Below are 19,485 nucleotides of genomic sequence, written 5' to 3' on the forward strand. Positions count from 1 at the left end.
GCAGTGATGAATATTCTCAGGCAGGGTTTTCTTGTCGAGCTTTATGTGAGTAAACCATATAAATGGGGAAGCTGAGAGGAACTTGTCCAGAGAAAGTGGATTGTTTACAAATCGTTGCTGATAGGAATCATCGTCCTTTGAGATGTTGAGAGGAAATCACAATTCTCATGAAATCTGTCCTTTGAGGTGTTCTGATATTGAAGTGAGCAGGGAGAACGCGTTAGACAAGAAGCTGAGTTATTATTGTTTACAGATCAATAGAGTTTAAAAATTTTCGTTCTTTTTTGAGGAGGAAACCAGACAAAAAGTGATCTTAGAGAGCGAAATGATTTCAAAAAAGATTGCGATAAAAAATGTAGGGTATTTGTCGCGGTGTGCGTTTTGAGCTTATTCCTATCTGTGATCTAAAATGCTCTTATGAAGATGCTTTGTAGAATGAAGAAGTAGTTACTAATATATTGATTTATAATGATAGTTTAATGTTCTCTCTGTTAAATGAGAAATCTAAGTATTATAAATTTTCTTATTTTAAATCTATTAAAATTACTTCTTTGCATGTCATATGAGGTTGGTATGTGCGTGTTTAAGAAAGGCGTAAAGCATTTCTCTTACCAATCATCCCAAGTGGCGTAAGAGCTATCGTAATACTTGGGGGTGGCAAAATATAGGGGGGGGCGGTTTGCATTTTTTATGAAGGGTAAGACAGTGGTGTAAATAGATTTTTATGACAAGTTTGATCTTATAGCTATCTGGGAAGATTTATTTACAAGAGCTGTCTTCTATATTGGGGATGGCATTAGATAGATCACGTGTTGTGAGATATGTTTGGGATGTAAGAGATGTTTTTTGGTTAATGTGCAAGACAGTGACACGTGTATCGGGGCGTTGTGCTTTGTATGGGGGGAAGTTCTGGCGGGCTTTTATGGCGGTAATTCGTGTGGAAAGGTATGGAGAGAAGGGTAAAGCAGTCAGAGGGTAGCAAGGTTTAAAGTCACAAGAATAAAGATCAGGGAGAAAGGTCAGAAGGCGGTTCTGATATAGACTTGCAGTGTTTTAATATATTGGAATATGAGAATACGGGCTTGCTTGATCTGTTGTATTGTGCTTTCAGCTTTGCTCTTCTTCACAGGATAAGCAATGAAATGGATATCAGGCATGAGATATTTAAGTTCACGCATCGAGCGCCATATGTGGTAATCATGGGTGACGATATAAAGGGTTTTATAGTGATGCTTTTCGATCCAAGCAGCGCTTTCTTCGGCGTTTCCTCTGGTGTTAATCGCTTGATGCCCAATGTCAATACAACAGGAGATAAGCTGTGGGTTAATATGCATGTTATGCATGAAACTCTTCAGGTTTGTTGAGGTATTTACGCCACTGATGAGGAGTCGTGAACCAAGCCCCTTTTGTAAGAGATGAAGTCCTGTCTCTATTCGGTGTTCTCCACCTGTAAGCACAATGATAGCATCGGCTTTGGGAAGAGGTGTTGGGGGGACAAGTCGTTCGGTTTTTTCAGAAAAAATAATAAAACCGCCCCAGAAAATTAAAACAATGATTGAAAGAGTAAGGGTTGTCGGTGGAAAATAGCGAAATAAAAAGCAGGGAGACCAACTATTATAGTGGGGCCGTTTTGGAAGAGGACGTTCTAAATTGTTTTGCGTCAATGAGTTGAAAGTGTTGTGAGTCATAAAATTAAAATAAACCGTTTTCACATTGATCAATTTTTTTCAGTTGCGCTAAAATAGTCATGCGGTTTGTAAGGGTGGTAAGAAAAGAAACGAAAATAATAAGAAAAATGATTTTTCCGTAGGGGATGGAACTTATGGAAAGATGTCCAAACAAAGCTGTTACTTGGCTAGCTTCTACTCTTCCCAAGTTATAATTCGTCCAGAGACAAAAGGCTGAAAATAGAAATATGCTTGTGAGACCACCATATAAAGCACCACGCAGCGCAGTTTTAAAAAAATGCCAGTCAAATTGGCGAGCAATGAAAAGAGTTTCAGTACCAAGGAAATATAAGACATTGATAATATGTGTATTTTCTGCCAATGCATTGCGGGTGGCAAAAATGATGGTGAGGATAAGAGAGCCTAAAACCAATGCTAAAATTGAAAAACCAATGAAAACAGTGGTGTGTGCCATGGTCGCAAAACGATGAACCCAAACACGGTGATCATCAAATTGACCTCCTGGAATTTGGGTTTTAATGGCGTGATTAATGGCTGCAAAATTGATTTTTTCATCTCTCTTCAGGGTCACAATGATGAGGCGGGGAAGGGGTAGTTCATTGACATTGAAGCCTGTTCCAAGCCATGGCTCCAGTAACTTTTCTGTAGCTTTTTGGTCAACAATTTTTGCATCTTGTACACCAGAAAATGTTTTAACCAATTGTACGGCATCACGGAGTGCTTTGTTGATATCAACATTGTCAATGGGGCGTATCTGTATTGTTGCTTCATAGCTAATCTGATTACTCCAATTTTCGGCGGCACGTTGGACCAAATCAACTCCGATTAAGGTGAGGCTTGAAAGAAATGTCATAATAGCAATCACGGCAACCAATGCTTTTCCAGAAATATTACCACTGGGAATAATCGCTGTTGTATTTTTTTTATTGCTGGTAAAAACGGAGAAAAATTTATTCATGAATCGTCATCCGTCCGTTATGGAGAAGCATACGCCGTGCTGCAACTTGTTCCATTAAGGCAATATCATGGGTGGCAATGATAACAGCCGTTCCAAAACGGTTTAATTCAATAAACAAACGCAGGAGGCGTTTTGCCAAGGGCGGATCGACATTTCCGGTGGGTTCATCGGCAAGTAGAATTTCAGGTTGATCAATGAGTGCGCGTGCAATGGCTACCCTTTGTTTTTCCCCACCGGAAAGAACCGGTGGTAAAACATGAATATGATCTCCAAGACCTACCCAACAGAGAAGATCTTCCACTTCACTGCGATAGGTTGCTTCTTCTTGTCCTTTAATGCGTAAAGGTAAGGAAACATTTTCATAAGTGGTCATGTGGTCGAGTAAACGAAAATCTTGAAAAACCACCCCGATACGTTGTCGCAGCGCAGGGAGCTCTTGTCGTTTGAGTAATGCTGTGTCTGTTCCAAAGAGATCAATATGACCGCGGGTGGGTTTGAGTGCTAAAAACATAAGACGCATCAGCGACGTTTTCCCTGCTCCAGAGGCACCTGTGAGAAATTGAAATGATCCAGGAGGAATATGAAAGCTAATATCACGAAGGACCTCAGGGCCCATTCCATAGCGTAGGCCGACATTTTCAAAATGAATCACTTTTTATTATTACTCCTGATTTTATATTGCATCATTTATTCTAATAACTCTTACTTTCATTGCTTTAGATTTTTGTTGTAAGCTTGTTTATTTTAGATTTCATGGTTTTCAATATTTTTTATACACCCTCGTTATAGATAAATATTTTTGCTCAAGAATATTATCACTTATACTTTCTTTTTTTAGCCTTATTTATGATTTTAGCAGGAATTTCAAAGGGATTCTAGCATAAACATCAGAACTATTTTTCCTTCTTACTCAGAGGCTTTTTTTGCATTGAGTGGACATTAGGTGATTTTAAAAAGCTATGTTGCTCTTTTTATCTTACTTTCTTATTCTTGTTCGTATCCCAATCCTGAGGTTTTTGCTTAAATTATTTCTTACCTCTCATGAAGAAAAGCGTTTGTTGTTAGAATGATTGAGCTTTTCATGAATTGTTTTGTTTTTTATTCTCCTCGGTGGTTTTCGTAATAATGCTGAGATAATTTTAGCAAAAAAAAACAAAAACCACCGTATGTTATATTTCTTCGTGGGTTCTTTAATTTTGTCGGTTAGCAATCAGATCTTCAACAACTTGTGGTTCGGCAAGAGTTGAGATATCTCCGAGAGTATCAAAATCGTTTTCGGCGATTTTTCGTAAAATACGTCTCATAATTTTTCCTGATCGCGTTTTGGGAAGCTGTGGGGAAAATTGAATTTTATCCAATATGGCAATAGAACCTATTTCTTGTCTTACATGTTTAATAAGCTCTTTTTGTAACTCTTCACTCGGCGCTGTCCCTTCCATTAAGGTGATAAAACTATAAATTCCTTGTCCTTTAATGGGATGCGGGTAACCCACAATAGCTGCTTCTGATACAGCGGGATGAGAAACAAGGGCTGATTCAATTTCAGCAGTTCCTAACCTGTGTCCCGAGACATTGAGAATGTCATCAACCCGCCCTGTAATCCAGTAATAGCCGTCACTATCGCGCCTACAACCATCGCCTGTAAAATATCTTCCTTTATAGGAGGAAAAATAAGTTTGAATAAAGCGCTCATGATCTTTATAAAGCGTGCGCATTTGTCCTGGCCATGAATCACTGATACAAAGATTGCCTTCTGCTTCACCTTCTAAAATATTGCCTTGGGCATCAACAATTTGGGGTTGAACACCAAAAAAAGGACGTGTGGCTGATCCTGCTTTGAGGGGGGTTGCACCAGGTAAGGGCGTGATCATATGCCCTCCTGTTTCCGTTTGCCACCATGTATCGAGAATCGGACAACGGTCATTTCCAATTATATGATAAAACCATTCCCATGCTTCTGGGTTAATCGGTTCGCCTACCGTGCCTAAAAGACGCAACGACGTTCTGTCTGAGTGTTCAACAAACGAATTTCCTGCTCCCATTAAGGCGCGGATAGCTGTTGGTGCGGTATAGAGTGTATTGACTTGATGCTTGTCGACAATTTGCCAAAATCTTCCTTTGTCAGGAAAGGTTGGTGTGCCTTCAAACATTAAAGTGGTCGCACCATTGCATAAAGGTCCATAAACCAAGTAAGAATGACCGGTAATCCAACCAATATCAGCTGTACACCAGTAAACTTCATCGGGGTGGTAATCAAAAACGTATTGATGTGTCATCGCGGCAAAAACAAGATAGCCTGCTGTGGTATGCAAAACACCTTTGGGTTTGCCGGTTGAGCCTGAAGTATAAAGAATAAAAAGCGGATCTTCAGCGTTCATTGGTTCTGGTGGACAAGCTGTTTTGGCATGAGCTATCTCTTCGTGGTACCAAAAATCACGTCCCTCTATCCATTGAATGGGTCCACAAGTCCGCCGTATAACCATGACTTGGTCCACATGCACGTTTTGGCGCGCTGCTATCTCAATAGCATGGTCAACGTTGTCTTTTAAGTTAATCCGTTTGCCGCCACGCAAGCCGTGATCAGCGGTAATCATAAAGGTTGATTCACAGTCAACAAGGCGTCCTGCTATTGCTTCAGCAGAAAAGCCTGCAAAAATAACCGAATGAATGGCTCCAATGCGAGCACAAGCAAGCATAGCATAGGCTGCTTCGGGAATCATAGGAAGATAAATGGTTACTTTATCGCCTTTCTTAATGCCACGACTTTTCAAAAGATTAGCAAAACGACAAACATGTTCATAAAGCTCGTTATAGGTTATTTTTTTATCATGATAAGGATTATCTCCTTCCCAAATGAGCGCGATTTTGTCTCCATGGGTTTTCAGGTGGCGATCAATGCAATTATAGGTAACATTTGTTATCCCATCTTCGTACCATTGAATGGAGACATCTCCGTTAAAAGAAGTGTTTTTTACTTTTGTAAAAGGTTTAAACCATTCAATGCGTTGACCGTGTTTTGCCCAGAAGCTTTCTGGATCATTGATGCTTTCTCGATACCATTGTTGATAAGTTTCTTCATCAAGTAAAGTATTTTTTTTGATCTCTTCTGATATTGGATAAATTTTTTCAGTCATGTTTCCCTCTTTTTATTTTTTAGAAAAATCAGCCATTGTATTTTTATATTTTGGCAGAGTTATTCCAAAAGCTTTTCATTGTGAGGTTAGACTAAATGACAAAGATTAGAATAGTCAATTTTTAAATCTGATGTGATGATATTAAAGAGGGTATTCTATGTTTTTAGGATACTCAAATATAGCAAAACCTATTGCGGTATAGAGCTCTTTATAAACACACTAAGACATTTAAAAAATGTCTATTATAAAATATTTCTCAAAAGTTGATATAAACCAATATCGTTAAATAAAAGACTAACAAGAAAGAATATTGAGCTTATTAATAATGATTTTTTTAGAGAATCTTTCCAACTATAATAAATAAACTTATAATAAAAAATATATATTAAACCAGAAAAAAACGTTGCTATAAGCGATTCAATAATTTTATGAGTAAAATCTGTCATTGTAAATCATAATCACTCATTAATAGCACCATCGCTACTTTATTCAGTGTACTTGGAACTCATCAAATAAAGATTAATATAAACTAAAATATCTACGCAAAAAATTAGAAATAAAGAACATAATAAATGACGATAATGCCATTATAATAGACAATCTCCAACCTACGCCATTGAATATTTTAAAAGAAATGGCAATTATAGGAGTAATTATAATTAACATGCAAAACATTCTTACAACTTCATAATGAATATCCATTATAACAAAATCCTAGTTATAGTAATGAGATTAATAAATACTTATGAAAAAATTTGTTCAGTATACTCGAAACTCATCCGATAAATAATTAATATAAACCGAAGTATCTACATAAACTATCAGAAATAATGAACAGAATTACTGTATATAATGTTGATTTTATAGATAGTTTCCAACTGTAGCCACCAATTTTTTTTAAACCAATAGTATATATAGGGATGAATACAATGAGAATGCAAAACAGTCTTATGATTTCATAAAGAATATTCATTATAACAAAATCCTGATTATAAGATGTGATTCACAATAGATATCTCCGAAAACTATTTTATCCACAGATGTAGATATTTAATTTTGGTATATTCTTTCGAATATATTTACAGAATTATTTATCTTCAGAGATATCTTTGTAGCTACTTTTTATAAATTAGAACCAACAATTCCAAGCTGACTGTCCAAAGCCATAAATAGCACCTCCAATGAGCCCCCCTCCCAAACCTACAGTTCCACCTGTAAGAGCACCTCCTAGTCCTCCAAACAGAGCTCCCCCTGCTGCTCCTGTTAGCCCTCCCTGAGCTCCTAGTGTAGAGGCGTGTGAAATCATGTTATTAGCAAAACCATTAAAGCTACATGCATTTCCATGAGTATGTTTTGATATTCCATGAAAAGGTCTTGAATTGTGCGAATGACCAAAAGAAGGCTTTGTCGCCATATGACCGAATGTGTTGAATGAACCAAACATATTAATTCTCCTTAATTATCTACATTAAAAGTAGTATCACAATGATACATTTCAAATGGCTATCACGTATTTTTAGAGAAATGTCAAAGATAAACTTTAAAAATAACAATAAAAATACTGTATAAATAATAACTATATTATGTATATAATGAAATATTATTATTTATAATATAACAATATTATTTGCAATATTTTAAAATATAAGAAAAATCACCATATTTTTCCTTAATTAAAGTTTAAATTTAGAAAAATTGCGTATATGAAAAAAATTGGTGTTTTTCTCTTTGTTTATGAGAACGATAAAGAAATATCGTTATTGAAATCGGTTTCATTGCCATTGTTTTGCCTGCATGTATTATGCGCATATGCTTGGGATTAGTTCTTTTATTTTTCAGGCGAATATTGACCGTATTTTATGCTTTGTAGAGCATAGAAAGCCTCTATGCTATCGTTGGACCTTATAGATTGCTATTCATGTTGTTTAGCGCGGTTCTTGGTGCTCTATTGAGCATTTAAGATGTTTATTTTGCTCAAGTGGCTTACATGAAAGAGTTTTGTTACTGTATTATGCAGCCATAAGCCTCTTTTTGCCTGCTTTACGCCATTTGCATGTGGGGAAATTGTTTACGCGTGTTAGAGAAGTTTAAGAGAATTCATGATTTTTAATGGAAATCATTGCGATAATCGTATTGAATATTCTTTTGCAATTATTTATTTCGCGATAGTTTTTTCATTCATGCGCAACGCCTCTCTTATCATTTTGCCTTTATATAAGGATTTATTTTTTACGTTGCTTTTGCTGGAGAGGCGGTCAGAGGGGAGGTGAAGTAGAACCAATGTGCGAGAATATGAGAGCCAAATTGCAATGCTATCTTAAATCTATTGTACGTGTTGTGGATGTGCCGGTGAGAATTTTGAGAAGACCAGCTTTTTTGCTTATTTTGCTAACAGGATGAAAGAGGGACTGAAATCTTTTTTGCTAGAATTGCTCTTTTATTGATATTGAAGGAAATATTTTTTCTCATTTCTGCTGTTTTTGGCTTGTTCGTAGAATCTTCAATGGGAATTTATATGAAGGGGGGAATGAATTTATATGAGGGGAAATTGCTTTACACAGGGCGTTTTCCAAATAAAGCAGAGCCAATGCGAAGGACGTTAGAGCCAAACTGTAGAGCGGTTTTGAAGTCACTGGACATACCCATGGAAAGCTTTGAAAGACCTGCTTGTTTTGCTAATTTTGCTAAGAGCGCGAAATAGGGTCCGGGGTTTTCATCGACAGGGGGGATGCCCATAAGACCGATGATATCAAGTCCATAGTTGTTTTTGCATTGGTTGACAAAAGATGTCGCTTCTTGCGGTGAGATACCACTTTTTTGCGGTTCTAAGCCAATGTTAACCTGAACATAGCAAGGAAGATGCCTTTTTTGTTTTTGCATTTCTTCGGATAAAATTTTGGCTATTTTTTCACGATCAACCGTTTGAATGACATCAAAAATTTTGATAGCTTCGGCGGCTTTATTTGATTGTAGGGGACCGATGAGATGAAGTTTAATATTTTCAAATTGTTGACGTAAAGCAGTCCATTTTTGTGCCGCTTCTTGTACGCGGTTTTCTGCAAACAAAGATTGTCCTGCTTGCAAAAGGGGACGTATATCAGCGGCAGAAACAGTTTTTGAAACAGCGATAAGTTCAATTTCTTCTACAGGGCGTTGTAACTCTTGGCATATTGCTGCAATGTCTTTTTGAAGGTTTTGCCATGCTTCAATGGAAGGGGTATCGAGGGGCGTTTGTGTATTCATGTTTTTGTGCTTTACCGTTTTTGTTCAAGAGTTGGTCGTTTTTTTAAAAGTTTTATAAAATACTTAGGGAAATATTTCACGAAAATGTTGACGATGAGGTTAATCCATGGTCAAGCATAATAAAACAAGTTTTTGGTTCTGTTTTATTAAAAGAGTATAATGGGAATGACGATTGAACATTATAATATAGGCGAACGCTATAATCCACGTGCGAGAGAAAAAAAATGGCAAGAAATTTGGGATGAAAAGAAAATTTTTCAGACTCTTCAAGAAGATGCTCGTGAAAAATATTATGTTTTAGAAATGTTTCCTTATCCTTCTGGCCGTATTCACATGGGGCATGTGCGCAATTATGCCATGGGGGATGTGGTGGCACGCTATAAAAGGGCAAAGGGTTTTAATGTGCTTCATCCTATGGGCTGGGATGCTTTTGGTATGCCGGCTGAAAATGCTGCTCTGCAAAGTAAAGTGCATCCTAAAACTTGGACCTATCAGAATATTGCTGTGATGCGCGGGCAATTAAAGCAATTAGGGCTCTCACTAGATTGGACACGTGAATTTGCGACTTGTGATGTGGAATATTACCATCGTCAACAAATGTTGTTCCTTGATTTCTATCAAAAGGGTTTGGTTGCGCGTAAAGTGGCTAAGGTGAATTGGGATCCTGTTGACCACACCGTTTTGGCAAATGAGCAGGTTGTTGATGGGCGGGGATGGCGTTCTGGTGCGTTGGTGGAACAGCGTGAATTGACGCAGTGGTTTTTCAAAATTAGCGACTTTAGTGAAGAGCTCTTGGCTGGGCTTGAAGAGCTGGAGCAGTGGCCTGAAAAAGTTCGCACTATGCAAAAAAATTGGATTGGAAAATCGCAAGGTTTACTGATTCGTTGGGCTTTAAAGGCAACAAGTGGTGTTGATGATGTTTGTGAGACATTTGATGAGGTTTTTTGTTATTCAACACGTCCTGATACACTTTTTGGCGCTTCTTTTTTAGCTCTGTCTGTTGACCATCCCATTGCACAAGCTTTGGCAAAGAAAGATAAAGCGTTGAGTGCTTTTATCGAAAACTGTCGGTGTGGTGGAACGACAACGGCAGCACTTGAAACAGCTGAAAAACAAGGGTTTCTCACGCCCCTTTTGGCAGTTCATCCTTTTGATTCAACAGTACATATTCCCGTTTATATCGCGAATTTTGTGCTTATGGATTATGGAACAGGGGTTGTTTTTGGTTGTCCGGCTCATGATCAGAGAGATTTCGATTTTGCGCGCAAATATGATCTTCCAATAAAACCAGTGGTTTTGCCAAAAGGAGAGCAAGCAGAAGATTTTGTTATTACTGAAACACCTTATACGGGTGATGGGGTGATGATCAACTCCAGCTTTTTGGATGGTTTAACACCCCAACAAGCTTTTGAAGAAGCTGCTAAAAAGCTTGAAAAACAAATGCTCAATGGGCAACCGCAAGGGAAGAAAACAGTGCAATTTCGTTTGCGTGATTGGGGGATTTCACGTCAACGTTATTGGGGGTGCCCCATTCCGATGATCCATTGTACAACTTGTGGGGTTGTCCCTGTTCCACGTGCTAATTTACCGGTTGTGTTGCCTGATGATGTTACTTTTGATCAACCAGGAAATCCTCTTGCACGGCATGAAACATGGCAAAATGTTACTTGTCCTTCCTGTGGTCAACCGGCCAAACGCGAAACCGATACCATGGACACATTTGTTGACTCTTCTTGGTATTATGCACGCTTTACGGCTCCTTTTGCGCAGGAACCTGTTGATAAACAAGCAACAGCTGAATGGTTGCCTGTGCAACAATATATTGGTGGAATTGAGCACGCGATTTTGCATCTTCTTTATGCGCGCTTTTTTATGCGTGCTATGAAATTGGTCGGTCATGTGACGGTAGATGAGCCTTTTAAGGGGCTTTTTACCCAAGGTATGGTGGTGCATGAAACCTATCGAGATGATCAAGGGTGGGTTTCTCCAGCGGATATTTCCATTGTTGAAAAAGATGGAAAGCGGTGTGCTTATAAATTAACCGATCAAAGTGAAGTGACAATTGGTTCGATTGAGAAAATGTCAAAATCAAAAAAGAATGTCGTTGATCCTGATGATATTATCGCATCCTATGGCGCTGATACTGTGCGCTGGTTTGTGTTGTCAGATTCTCCCCCCGAGCGGGATGTCATTTGGACAGAATCTGGTGTTGAAGGTGCACATCGCTTTGTACAGCGTGTTTGGCGCCATGTAGCTGTGAGTGCTTCTATTTTAAAGGATGTGGCGCCTTGTGCAGGGCATCAGGGAGCAGCTTTGGAACTCTCAAAGGTTGCACATCGCACGCTTTGCGCTGTAGAAGATGATTTGGAAAAATTCGCTTTTAATCGGGCTATTGCACGCCTTTATGAATTCTTGAATATTATGGCGCCGTTGTTAAATAGGATAGAAAGTGTTGACGATGAAATGAAAGCTTCTTTACGTCAAGCCATGGATTTTTTTCTTGCTATGATTGCACCAATGATGCCCCATTTAGCAGAAGAATGTCATGCTGCTTTAGGGGGGGAAAAATTAATATCTGCGCTTGCTTGGCCTGTTTATGATCGTGCGTTAACCGTTGCGGAATGCTATACTTTGCCAGTACAAATTAATGGTAAAAAACGCGGTGAGGTGAGCGTTGCAGCAACTGCTGATGAGGTGATGATTAAAGAAGCGGTTTTGGCTTTAGATTTTGTAAAGGCACAGCTGGTTGAAAAGCCTGTGAAAAAAATCATTATTGTTCCACAAAGGATTGTGAATGTCGTTCTTTAAAAGTTTTCTGCTTGTTGTTTTAGCTTGTGTCTTTACACTGTTGTGTGGATGCAAAGTTGAACCGCTTTACCGTCAAGAGTTGCAGAGTGCAATGACAATGAATTCTGCTTCTGGGCACTCTTCTGGACAATTTTCTTTGGGGTTAGCGCAAAAGCTTGCTTCTATTGTTGTGGAAGAACCTTCGGATCGTTTTGGTCAAATGGTGCGCAATCATCTGCTGTTTCTTTTGTATGGAAATGGTGGTAAACCTTCTCTACCTGCTTATCGATTGGCATTGCAGATATCCGTCTTTACAAGAGAATCGATGCAGATAGAGGTTGATTTCGAGAAAAAGAGAAAGGGACGACCTTCTGTTGGAACTGTTATGAGCAGAGCTTCTTATACTTTGCAGGATATGAAAAATACTCTTGTTGCAAAAGGAACAGCAATGATGAATGCATCTTTTGAGCGACTTCGTCAAGAATATGCAACGCTGCAAGCAGAAGAAGATGCAAAAAAACGTGTTGCGGAAGAGTTGGCTGAACAGATCTTTTTGTTACTTTCAAAAGATCTTTCCAATAAAAATTCTAGATATTAAGCAATATTTTGTCCTGTTTTTTTCCAGTCGTCGAGGAATATTTGCAACCCTTTGTCGGTGAGAGGGTGTTTGACCAGTGCTTTTAAGATTGTTGGTGGAACTGTTGCAACGTCAGCACCTCTGAGTGCTGCTTCTTTGACATGATTAACGGTGCGGATTGAAGCGGCCAAGATTTGTGTTTTAAAGTTATAGTTATCATAAATTGTGCGAATTTCATGAAGCAGTTCACTTCCATCATTTCCACAATCATCAAGTCTACCAATAAAAGGTGAAACGAATGTTGCACCTGCTTTGGCGGCTAATAAGGCTTGATTGGCAGAAAAACAAAGTGTGAGATTTGTTTTTAGTCCTGCTGCTGTGAGGGCTTTACAGGCTTTTAATCCATCGAGTGTTAAAGGAAGCTTGATACAAATATTGTCGGCAACCTTTGCTAAAACAGCTGCTTCTTTCATGATGCTTTCAAATTCCGTTGCTGCAACTTCAGCAGAAACAGGTCCGCTAACGAGAGCACAAATTTCTTTTGTAACATCAAGAATATTGCGTCCTGATTTTAGGATAAGAGAGGGATTGGTGGTAACACCATCAACAAGGCTTAAATTCTGTAACTCTTGAATTTCTTCGATATTGGCGCTATCCACAAAAAACTTCATATCTAACCTCTTCTTTTTAGCTTTTATCTTATTTTTTGTTATGCGCTATTGTTGACTGTAAAAGCAAGAGAAAGAATTAATATCTGTGTAAAGAACAAGAATGCTATGGTGTTAATCATGTACCCGTTTTCGGTAAAGAAATATGATTTATCGTTTCCACACCCATTTCATAGTGTTACTCGTGATAAGGCATAGAATTCATTGCGTATCAACATTTTTGCGTATTGGCATCTTTGCGTAGCGGTGTTTTTATATTTATGGAAATAAGCTAGCATTATCAAACACTTTGCTCATTTCCTATTTGCGATTGCTCTTGATATTTGAGAGAGCATCATAAGATAACTTCCTTTTTCAGGGGGGATGTTTAACTTTGTTTTTGATGAAAGCGAATGGATTTATTCTGTGTTACCCATTCTTCAACAATACGCTTTTGTGCTACTTGTATTGTTGCTTGATTCTCAATCAAGCTGAAAGATGTACGCATGTGTTTCCACGTTTTGGCACAAAGCCAAGGTGAATATTGTAACGGTTCCATTTGCGATATTATTCTCCCTGTAATTAAAATCATGGGAGACTCTCTCATTAATAAGGATTTACAAATGTTCCTCGATGGGGTTGAAATGAGAAAAATTCATCGTATTGAGGGTTTTATTACAATAGGTAAAATGATGATTATATCTTTATAAATCAGTTTGTTGAAGATAAATTGAGATATGAGGCGGTAAAAAAATAAACGTGTGTGTTGGGAAGAAGTTACACTATGGGATAGCTTTGTTGAAGAGCGCACTTACAATATCATGTTGAATGCTTATAGTGATGAGCTTTATTTGCACAGAAGAATGGCGCTGTTTTTTTTGCTATAGAGTTTTTTATTATAGACGATGAGATTGGTTTTTTTATTGGCACTTTGGTGATGAAATGAGTATTAAAAAGAATTTTTGTGAGAAAAATGTTGTGATAGGGGGAGAGATTGAATCCTGCAATGAATTTTATAAGAGTGTTTAAAGATAAGGTGTAGACCTGTTGGTGCTCAAGAGGTCGTAGATTGGTTTAAAAGATGCATTCAAACGTGATAGAGGAAGAGATTGTATCTGTATTGGTTCCTCTTCCTGTTGCTCACGCTTATAGTTATAAAGTTCCCTCTTCTATGGAGGTGAACGTTGGTTCCTTTGTTCGGGTTCCGGTGATGGGGCGTGAGCTTTGCGGTTTTGTTGTGGATGTTGGAGAGAAGACAGCAGATGGGCAAAGGTCTGGTTTGGTGGCGCGTGAAAAATTACGCTCTCTGCTTCATGTTTTTGATTGCCCCCCATTAAAGGCAGAAATGATCACATTTTTGCGTTTTGTTAGTCGCTATACAATGGCGCCTTTTGGTCTTGTTGCACGATTGGTTTTGTCTGTACCGGCTGCTTTAGAGCCGGAAGCGCAGATGCTGGGTTTGCGATATTGTGGTGGAAATGTAGAACGTCTCACACCAGCGCGGTCACGGGTTTTGGAATTGGTGCGCAGTGAGAAGATATGGACACGTTCTGGTCTGGCACATGCGGCTGGAACTTCGGTTTCTGTTGTTGAAGGTTTAAAAGCGCTAGGAATTTTTGAAGATGTTAAGGTTCCTGCTCCTGATCTTGTGGGCATGCCTGATCCTGATTTTTGTTCCCCTCAGTTGCAGGGAGCGCAAAATGAAGCAGCAACAATGTTGCGGGAAGGTGTTTTATCTTCTCAGTTTCAAGTTTTTTTGCTTGATGGTGTTACGGGATCAGGAAAGACAGAGGTTTATTTTGAAGCGGTCGCTCAAGCCTTCAAAGGGGGCAAGCAGGTTTTAATTTTATTGCCGGAAATTGCTTTAACACAGCAGTTTTTAGATCGTTTTTATGCACGCTTTGGAGCTGCGGCAGCGGAATGGCATTCTGATTTGACGCCACGTCGTAGAGAGCGCGTTTGGCGGCAAGTTGCAGAAGGGCGGGTGCGTGTCGTTGCGGGGGCTCGTTCAGCGCTTTTTCTTCCCTTTCATGAGCTTGGCTTGATTGTTGTCGATGAAGAACATGATAGCGCTTATAAACAAGAAGAGCGCATTTTTTACCATGCGCGTGATATGGCTGTTGCACGGGGCTCTTTTGAGCGTTTTCCTGTTATCTTATCTTCAGCAACACCGTCGATTGAAAGCCAAGCCAATGTTTTAAGAGGGCGTTATCAAAAGGTACATTTACCTTCCCGTTTTAAAGAAGTAGCACTTCCACAGTTGCGGGTGGTTGATATGCGCCAAGGAGGGGTGCAAAAGGGGCGCTTTATTTCCTTTGCTCTTGAAAGGGCTTTAAAACAAACGCTTGATAAGGGCGAACAAGTTCTTCTTTTTCTTAATCGTCGTGGTTATGCACCTTTAACTTTATGCCGAATTTGCGGACATCGTTTTCATTGTACTGATTGTTCAAGTTGGTTGGTAGAACATCGTGCGCAAGGGCAACTGAAATGTCATCATTGTGGATATCATGAACCACTTCCTCAAGCCTGTCCTGAATGCGGGACATTAGATCATCTCGTAGCTTGTGGACCGGGTGTGGAAAGAATTGCAGAAGAAACACAAATGCTTTTTCCTCAAGCGCGATCATTGATCCTTTCAACGGATCTCAAAGGAGGGATTGGGCAGTTGCGAAGCGAATTACAAGCCATTGCCAATGGCGATGTGGACATTATTATTGGAACACAGTTGGTTGCTAAAGGACATCATTTTCCCAAGCTCTCTCTGGTTGGTGTTATTGATGCTGATCTTGGTCTTGCCAATGGCGATTTACGCGCAAGTGAACGTACCTATCAGCTGCTTTCTCAAGTTACCGGAAGAGCAGGGCGTGTGGGATTGAAAAGTTTAGGATTATTGCAAACTTATCAACCAGATCATCCGGTCATCAAAGCCTTACTTGCATGCCAGCCAGAAGATTTTTACACACGTGAGATTGCAGCACGTCAGCATTATCATTTGCCCCCCTATGGGCGGCTTGCCTCTTTGATTGTTTCTGCACAACAGCGCCAAGCAGCAGAACATTATGCGCGCGCATTGCGTCAGGCAGCGCCACGGGAAAAAAATATCTCGGTTATGGGACCAGCAGAAGCGCCTTTGGCTTTGGTTCGGGGGCGTTATCGTTTTCGGCTTTTGTTGCAGGGACAGCGTTCTTTTGATATACAAGGGTTTATACATGCAATGCTTAGCGGTACACCCAAAATGCCCAGTTCCGTTCGGGTTCAAATTGATATTGATCCGCAAAGTTTTTTCTAAAACCAGTATCGCATAAAGTAAAGATCTCTTTGCTTAAGGTGCTTTACTTGAACTCTTAGTATTATTCAGAATAAGCATCCAGGCAGCAAAATATGATATATGTACATTGCATTAAGTAGAGCCACGGGAAAAAATATCTTTGTGATAGAACCAGCAGAAGCGCCTCTCTTCTTTGAGGGCGCTATCATTTCGGCTTTTACTCCTTTTTTGTGTTAGGGACAGTATTCTTTTGATAGGCGGATTCTTTTTATAAGGGCTGAAAATGCTTAGCTGTACACCAAAAGTATCCAATTCTATTCGGGTTCAAATTAATATTGATCTATGCTTCTTCTAAAATCAGTGCAATATAGTGCCATATAAAGTGAAGCTACGCGGGCTTAATGAAGGGCGTGATTTTGATAAAAAAATTTGAAAAGAGAGAATTTGTCGATATTTGAAGCTTATCCGGTATGAAAAATGATATATTATCATTATAAATCAATGTGTTGTATATTTAAAGAGTGTGCTTACAAGAAAATATTACTTGGTGAAATTTTTTAAAAGGAGTGGGTATTTGAAGAAAAAAGATCAATGTTTTCTTTAATTTTTAGGAGGATATTCATTGTTTTTTTCTTTCTTATCAGTTTGAAATAATAGACTTTTTCAATCGCAGCTGCATCTCATTAAAGGTCTTGTGGTGATAAAGGGAGTGTTTTTTAGAGAAGAAGTGTTTTATTATGGTGGCAAGGGCATTTGAAGAAAAATCAAAGAGAGTGAAAAAATCGCTCAGAGAATGTCAAAAAGAGGCATAAAAAAACTGTGATGCCATCCTGTATATCTAAAAAAAATGCTTTTCAAAAATATTTTGAATATTTTATTAAAATTTTTAAAAAGCAGCGATTTGTAGTGTTGCGAGTCGGCTATGTCTATGCTAGAAACCAAGTGATTTTTGTTCTAGGTTTTAAGAAAAAGATTCTTAAGATTGAGAATGTCTGTTTCATTTCATCTGATAACTATCAGAGAGTCGCTCAAGGGAAAGAGGCGGTATTTCGTGTCGGATTCATTTTCTCTCATACCGCTGCCGTTGGTAGATCAACGCTATGCGCAAGCGCTTTTTGATTGCGTTCAAGAAGCCGGAAACGTTGAAAAGGTTGAAAAGGCAGTAGAGGATCTTTTGCTTGTTTTGGAGCATAAGGATTTAAAACGCTTTGTGCTTAGTCCATTCTTTTCAGTTAAAGAGCAAATTAAGGTGATGCAATCTGTTTGTGCAAACATCAAATTTGCTGATAAAAATGCAGGGCAGGTCATTGGTAATTTTTTACGCGTTATTGCCACAAACCGTAGGCTTAGTGCTGTATTTGGTATTTTACGTGCTTTCCAGCATTGTGTTGCACGCGCTCGTAGGCAGGTTACTGCGCAAATTGTTTCTGCGCACCCCTTAAGTTCTCAACAAAGACAAGAGTTGTGTGAGGCTTTGGAAGGTGTTGTTGGAGGAAAAGTCTTGCTGCACATCATTGTGGATCCAACAATTCTTGGTGGATTAATCGTTCGTGTGGGGTCGTCTCAAATTGATACGTCTCTTCTCACAAAATTGTCTTCACTTAAGCTTGCATTGAAAAAAGAGGTCAGCTGATGGATATTAGACCATCTGAAATTTCAAAAATTCTAAAAGAGCAAATCAAAAACTTTGACCAAAAGGCTGAGGTTTCAGAAATTGGTTGGGTTCTCTCTGTAGGGGATGGTATTGCTCGCGTTTATGGTTTGGATAATGTCCAAGCAGGGGAAATGGTCGCTTTTCCAAACGGTGTGCGTGGTATGGCACTCAATTTGGAAGTTGATAATGTTGGTGTGGTCATTTTTGGCTCAGATCGTGATATTCGTGAAGGTGATTGTGTAAAGCGGTTAGGCGCTATCGTCGATGTTCCTGTGGGCCCCGCTTTGCTGGGACGTGTGGTTGATGCGTTGGGAAACCCTATCGATGGGAAGGGTCCCATTAAAGCAACGGAGCGTCGTCGTGTTGATGTTAAGGCGCCAGGGATTATTCCGCGTCAGTCAGTGCATGAACCGATGTCGACCGGATTGAAAGCGATTGACGCACTTATTCCTATTGGACGGGGGCAGCGTGAATTGGTGATTGGTGATCGCCAAACAGGAAAAACAGCAATTTTGCTCGATACATTTTTAAATCAAAAACCTTTTCATGAAAAAGGGGCTGGACGGGAGCAAGACAAAGTTTATTGTATTTATGTGGCTATCGGTCAAAAACGTTCGACGGTGGCACAATTCGTTAAAGTTTTAGAAGAACGTGGAGCGCTGGAATATTCTATTATTGTTGCAGCGACCGCTTCTGATCCAGCACCACTGCAATTTATTGCACCTCTTGCTGGGTGTGCTATGGGTGAGTATTTCCGTGATAATGGGCAACATGCTTTGATTGGTTATGATGACTTGTCAAAACAGGCGGTGGCGTATCGTCAAATGTCTCTTTTATTGCGTCGTCCTCCAGGTCGTGAAGCTTATCCGGGAGATGTTTTCTATCTTCATTCGCGTCTTTTAGAGCGGGCTGCGAAGTTGAATGCGGAAAATGGATCTGGGTCATTGACAGCTTTGCCGGTTATTGAAACGCAAGCAAATGATGTTTCTGCCTATATTCCTACAAATGTGATTTCGATTACTGATGGGCAAATTTTTCTAGAGACTAATTTATTTTATCAAGGAATTCGTCCTGCTGTAAATGTTGGTCTTTCTGTGTCGCGTGTTGGTTCTGCCGCACAAATTAAAGCGATGAAGCAAGTTGCTGGCTCGATTAAAGGTGAATTGGCGCAATATCGTGAAATGGCAGCTTTTGCGCAGTTTGGCTCTGATTTGGATGCGTCAACCCAGCGTCTGTTAAATCGGGGTGCGCGCTTGACAGAGCTGTTGAAGCAGCCGCAATTTTCTCCACTCAAAACAGAAGAACAGGTGGTGGTTATTTTCGCGGGTGTGAATGGCTATCTTGATGCTTTGGCGGTTTCTGATGTTGCGCGGTTTGAGCAGGGACTTTTGGTGCTTTTGCGTAGTGATTATCAAGATCTCTCAAAGGCAATTGCTGAGCAAAAGCAAATAACAGATGAGCTGAAAGATAAGTTGATAACTGTTCTTAATACTTATGCGAAAAATTTCTCGTGATGAATTGATGGAATG

13 protein-coding genes are annotated in these 19,485 nt (G+C 39.3%); 6 read left to right on the forward strand and 7 right to left on the reverse strand.

Features of this window, described 5'->3' with window-relative positions; genetic code table 11:
- Positions 1-1,019 precede the first annotated feature (1,019 nt).
- The 6 genes from ACFIK2_RS05665 to ACFIK2_RS05690 form a co-directional block, all read right to left on the reverse strand.
- The gene (locus ACFIK2_RS05665) at positions 1,020-1,688 is read right to left on the reverse strand and encodes a YdcF family protein (RefSeq protein WP_375633468.1); all 669 of its coding nucleotides are present in this window, start codon (positions 1,686-1,688) and stop codon (positions 1,020-1,022) included.
- A 4-nt stretch (positions 1,689-1,692) separates the two neighbouring features.
- Positions 1,693-2,646, reverse strand: a complete 954-nt coding sequence (locus tag ACFIK2_RS05670; RefSeq protein WP_375633467.1) for a cell division protein FtsX — start codon at positions 2,644-2,646, stop codon at positions 1,693-1,695.
- Complete coding sequence (ftsE, locus tag ACFIK2_RS05675) at positions 2,639-3,298, reverse strand: cell division ATP-binding protein FtsE (protein ID WP_273723097.1); 660 nt, start codon at positions 3,296-3,298, stop codon at positions 2,639-2,641. Before ftsE ends, ACFIK2_RS05670 begins: the two co-directional genes overlap by 8 nt.
- A gap of 538 nt (positions 3,299-3,836) precedes the next feature.
- The gene (acs, locus tag ACFIK2_RS05680; protein WP_375640385.1) at positions 3,837-5,780 is read right to left on the reverse strand and encodes an acetate--CoA ligase; all 1,944 of its coding nucleotides are present in this window, start codon (positions 5,778-5,780) and stop codon (positions 3,837-3,839) included.
- 1,129 nt (positions 5,781-6,909) lie between these two features.
- The gene (locus ACFIK2_RS05685; RefSeq protein ID WP_375633465.1) at positions 6,910-7,224 is read right to left on the reverse strand and encodes a hypothetical protein; all 315 of its coding nucleotides are present in this window, start codon (positions 7,222-7,224) and stop codon (positions 6,910-6,912) included.
- A 1,109-nt stretch (positions 7,225-8,333) separates the two neighbouring features.
- Entirely contained in the window at positions 8,334-9,023 is a 690-nt protein-coding gene (locus ACFIK2_RS05690; RefSeq protein WP_375633464.1) for a YggS family pyridoxal phosphate-dependent enzyme, read from the reverse strand.
- Between the two features lie 165 nt (positions 9,024-9,188).
- Here ACFIK2_RS05690 and leuS point away from each other — a divergent pair, with 165 nt between their 5' ends.
- Both leuS and lptE read left to right on the forward strand, forming a co-directional pair.
- A complete protein-coding gene (gene leuS / locus ACFIK2_RS05695) occupies positions 9,189-11,831 on the forward strand; it encodes a leucine--tRNA ligase (protein ID WP_375676978.1) in 2,643 nt (880 codons plus the stop codon).
- Positions 11,818-12,408, forward strand: coding sequence for an LPS assembly lipoprotein LptE (gene lptE / locus ACFIK2_RS05700; RefSeq protein WP_375676979.1), 591 nt, complete (start codon positions 11,818-11,820; stop codon positions 12,406-12,408). Before leuS ends, lptE begins: the two co-directional genes overlap by 14 nt.
- Here the strand turns inward: lptE and fsa are convergent.
- Entirely contained in the window at positions 12,405-13,058 is a 654-nt protein-coding gene (gene fsa, locus ACFIK2_RS05705) for a fructose-6-phosphate aldolase (protein ID WP_375633461.1), read from the reverse strand. The genes lptE and fsa overlap by 4 nt on opposite strands.
- A gap of 482 nt (positions 13,059-13,540) precedes the next feature.
- Here fsa and ACFIK2_RS05710 point away from each other — a divergent pair, with 482 nt between their 5' ends.
- From ACFIK2_RS05710 to atpA, 4 genes are all read left to right on the forward strand, one after another.
- Complete coding sequence (locus tag ACFIK2_RS05710; RefSeq protein WP_375642912.1) at positions 13,541-13,744, forward strand: hypothetical protein; 204 nt, start codon at positions 13,541-13,543, stop codon at positions 13,742-13,744.
- Positions 13,745-14,115: 371 nt separating this feature from the next.
- Complete coding sequence (locus tag ACFIK2_RS05715) at positions 14,116-16,323, forward strand: primosomal protein N' (RefSeq protein ID WP_375633459.1); 2,208 nt, start codon at positions 14,116-14,118, stop codon at positions 16,321-16,323.
- 1,030 nt (positions 16,324-17,353) lie between these two features.
- Positions 17,354-17,935 (forward strand): ATP synthase F1 subunit delta, encoded by a 582-nt coding sequence (gene atpH, locus ACFIK2_RS05720; RefSeq protein ID WP_375642910.1) that lies wholly within the window; start codon positions 17,354-17,356, stop codon positions 17,933-17,935.
- Positions 17,935-19,470 carry a F0F1 ATP synthase subunit alpha gene (gene atpA, locus ACFIK2_RS05725; RefSeq protein ID WP_375642909.1) on the forward strand — a complete coding sequence of 512 codons (1,536 nt, stop codon included), beginning with the start codon at positions 17,935-17,937 and terminating at the stop codon, positions 19,468-19,470. Before atpH ends, atpA begins: the two co-directional genes overlap by 1 nt.
- Positions 19,471-19,485: the final 15 nt, after the last annotated feature.

It is taken from the genome of Bartonella sp. AP88XZML, assembly GCF_042195565.1.
In the GTDB taxonomy this organism is placed as follows: domain Bacteria; phylum Pseudomonadota; class Alphaproteobacteria; order Rhizobiales; family Rhizobiaceae; genus Bartonella.

Bases quoted from the DNA above. Each gene is read 5' to 3' on its own strand.
- ACFIK2_RS05665 (WP_375633468.1), bottom strand. From the start codon at position 1,688: ATGACTCACAACACTTTCAACTCATTGACGCAAAACAATTTAGAACGT.
- ACFIK2_RS05670 (WP_375633467.1), bottom strand. From the start codon at position 2,646: ATGAATAAATTTTTCTCCGTTTTTACCAGCAATAAAAAAAATACAACA.
- acs (WP_375640385.1), bottom strand. From the start codon at position 5,780: ATGACTGAAAAAATTTATCCAATATCAGAAGAGATCAAAAAAAATACT.
- ACFIK2_RS05685 (WP_375633465.1), bottom strand. From the start codon at position 7,224: ATGTTTGGTTCATTCAACACATTCGGTCATATGGCGACAAAGCCTTCT.
- ACFIK2_RS05690 (WP_375633464.1), bottom strand. From the start codon at position 9,023: ATGAATACACAAACGCCCCTCGATACCCCTTCCATTGAAGCATGGCAA.
- leuS (WP_375676978.1), top strand. From the start codon at position 9,189: ATGACGATTGAACATTATAATATAGGCGAACGCTATAATCCACGTGCG.
- lptE (WP_375676979.1), top strand. From the start codon at position 11,818: ATGTCGTTCTTTAAAAGTTTTCTGCTTGTTGTTTTAGCTTGTGTCTTT.
- fsa (WP_375633461.1), bottom strand. From the start codon at position 13,058: ATGAAGTTTTTTGTGGATAGCGCCAATATCGAAGAAATTCAAGAGTTA.
- ACFIK2_RS05710 (WP_375642912.1), top strand. From the start codon at position 13,541: ATGTGTTTCCACGTTTTGGCACAAAGCCAAGGTGAATATTGTAACGGT.
- ACFIK2_RS05715 (WP_375633459.1), top strand. From the start codon at position 14,116: ATGCATTCAAACGTGATAGAGGAAGAGATTGTATCTGTATTGGTTCCT.
- atpA (WP_375642909.1), top strand. From the start codon at position 17,935: ATGGATATTAGACCATCTGAAATTTCAAAAATTCTAAAAGAGCAAATC.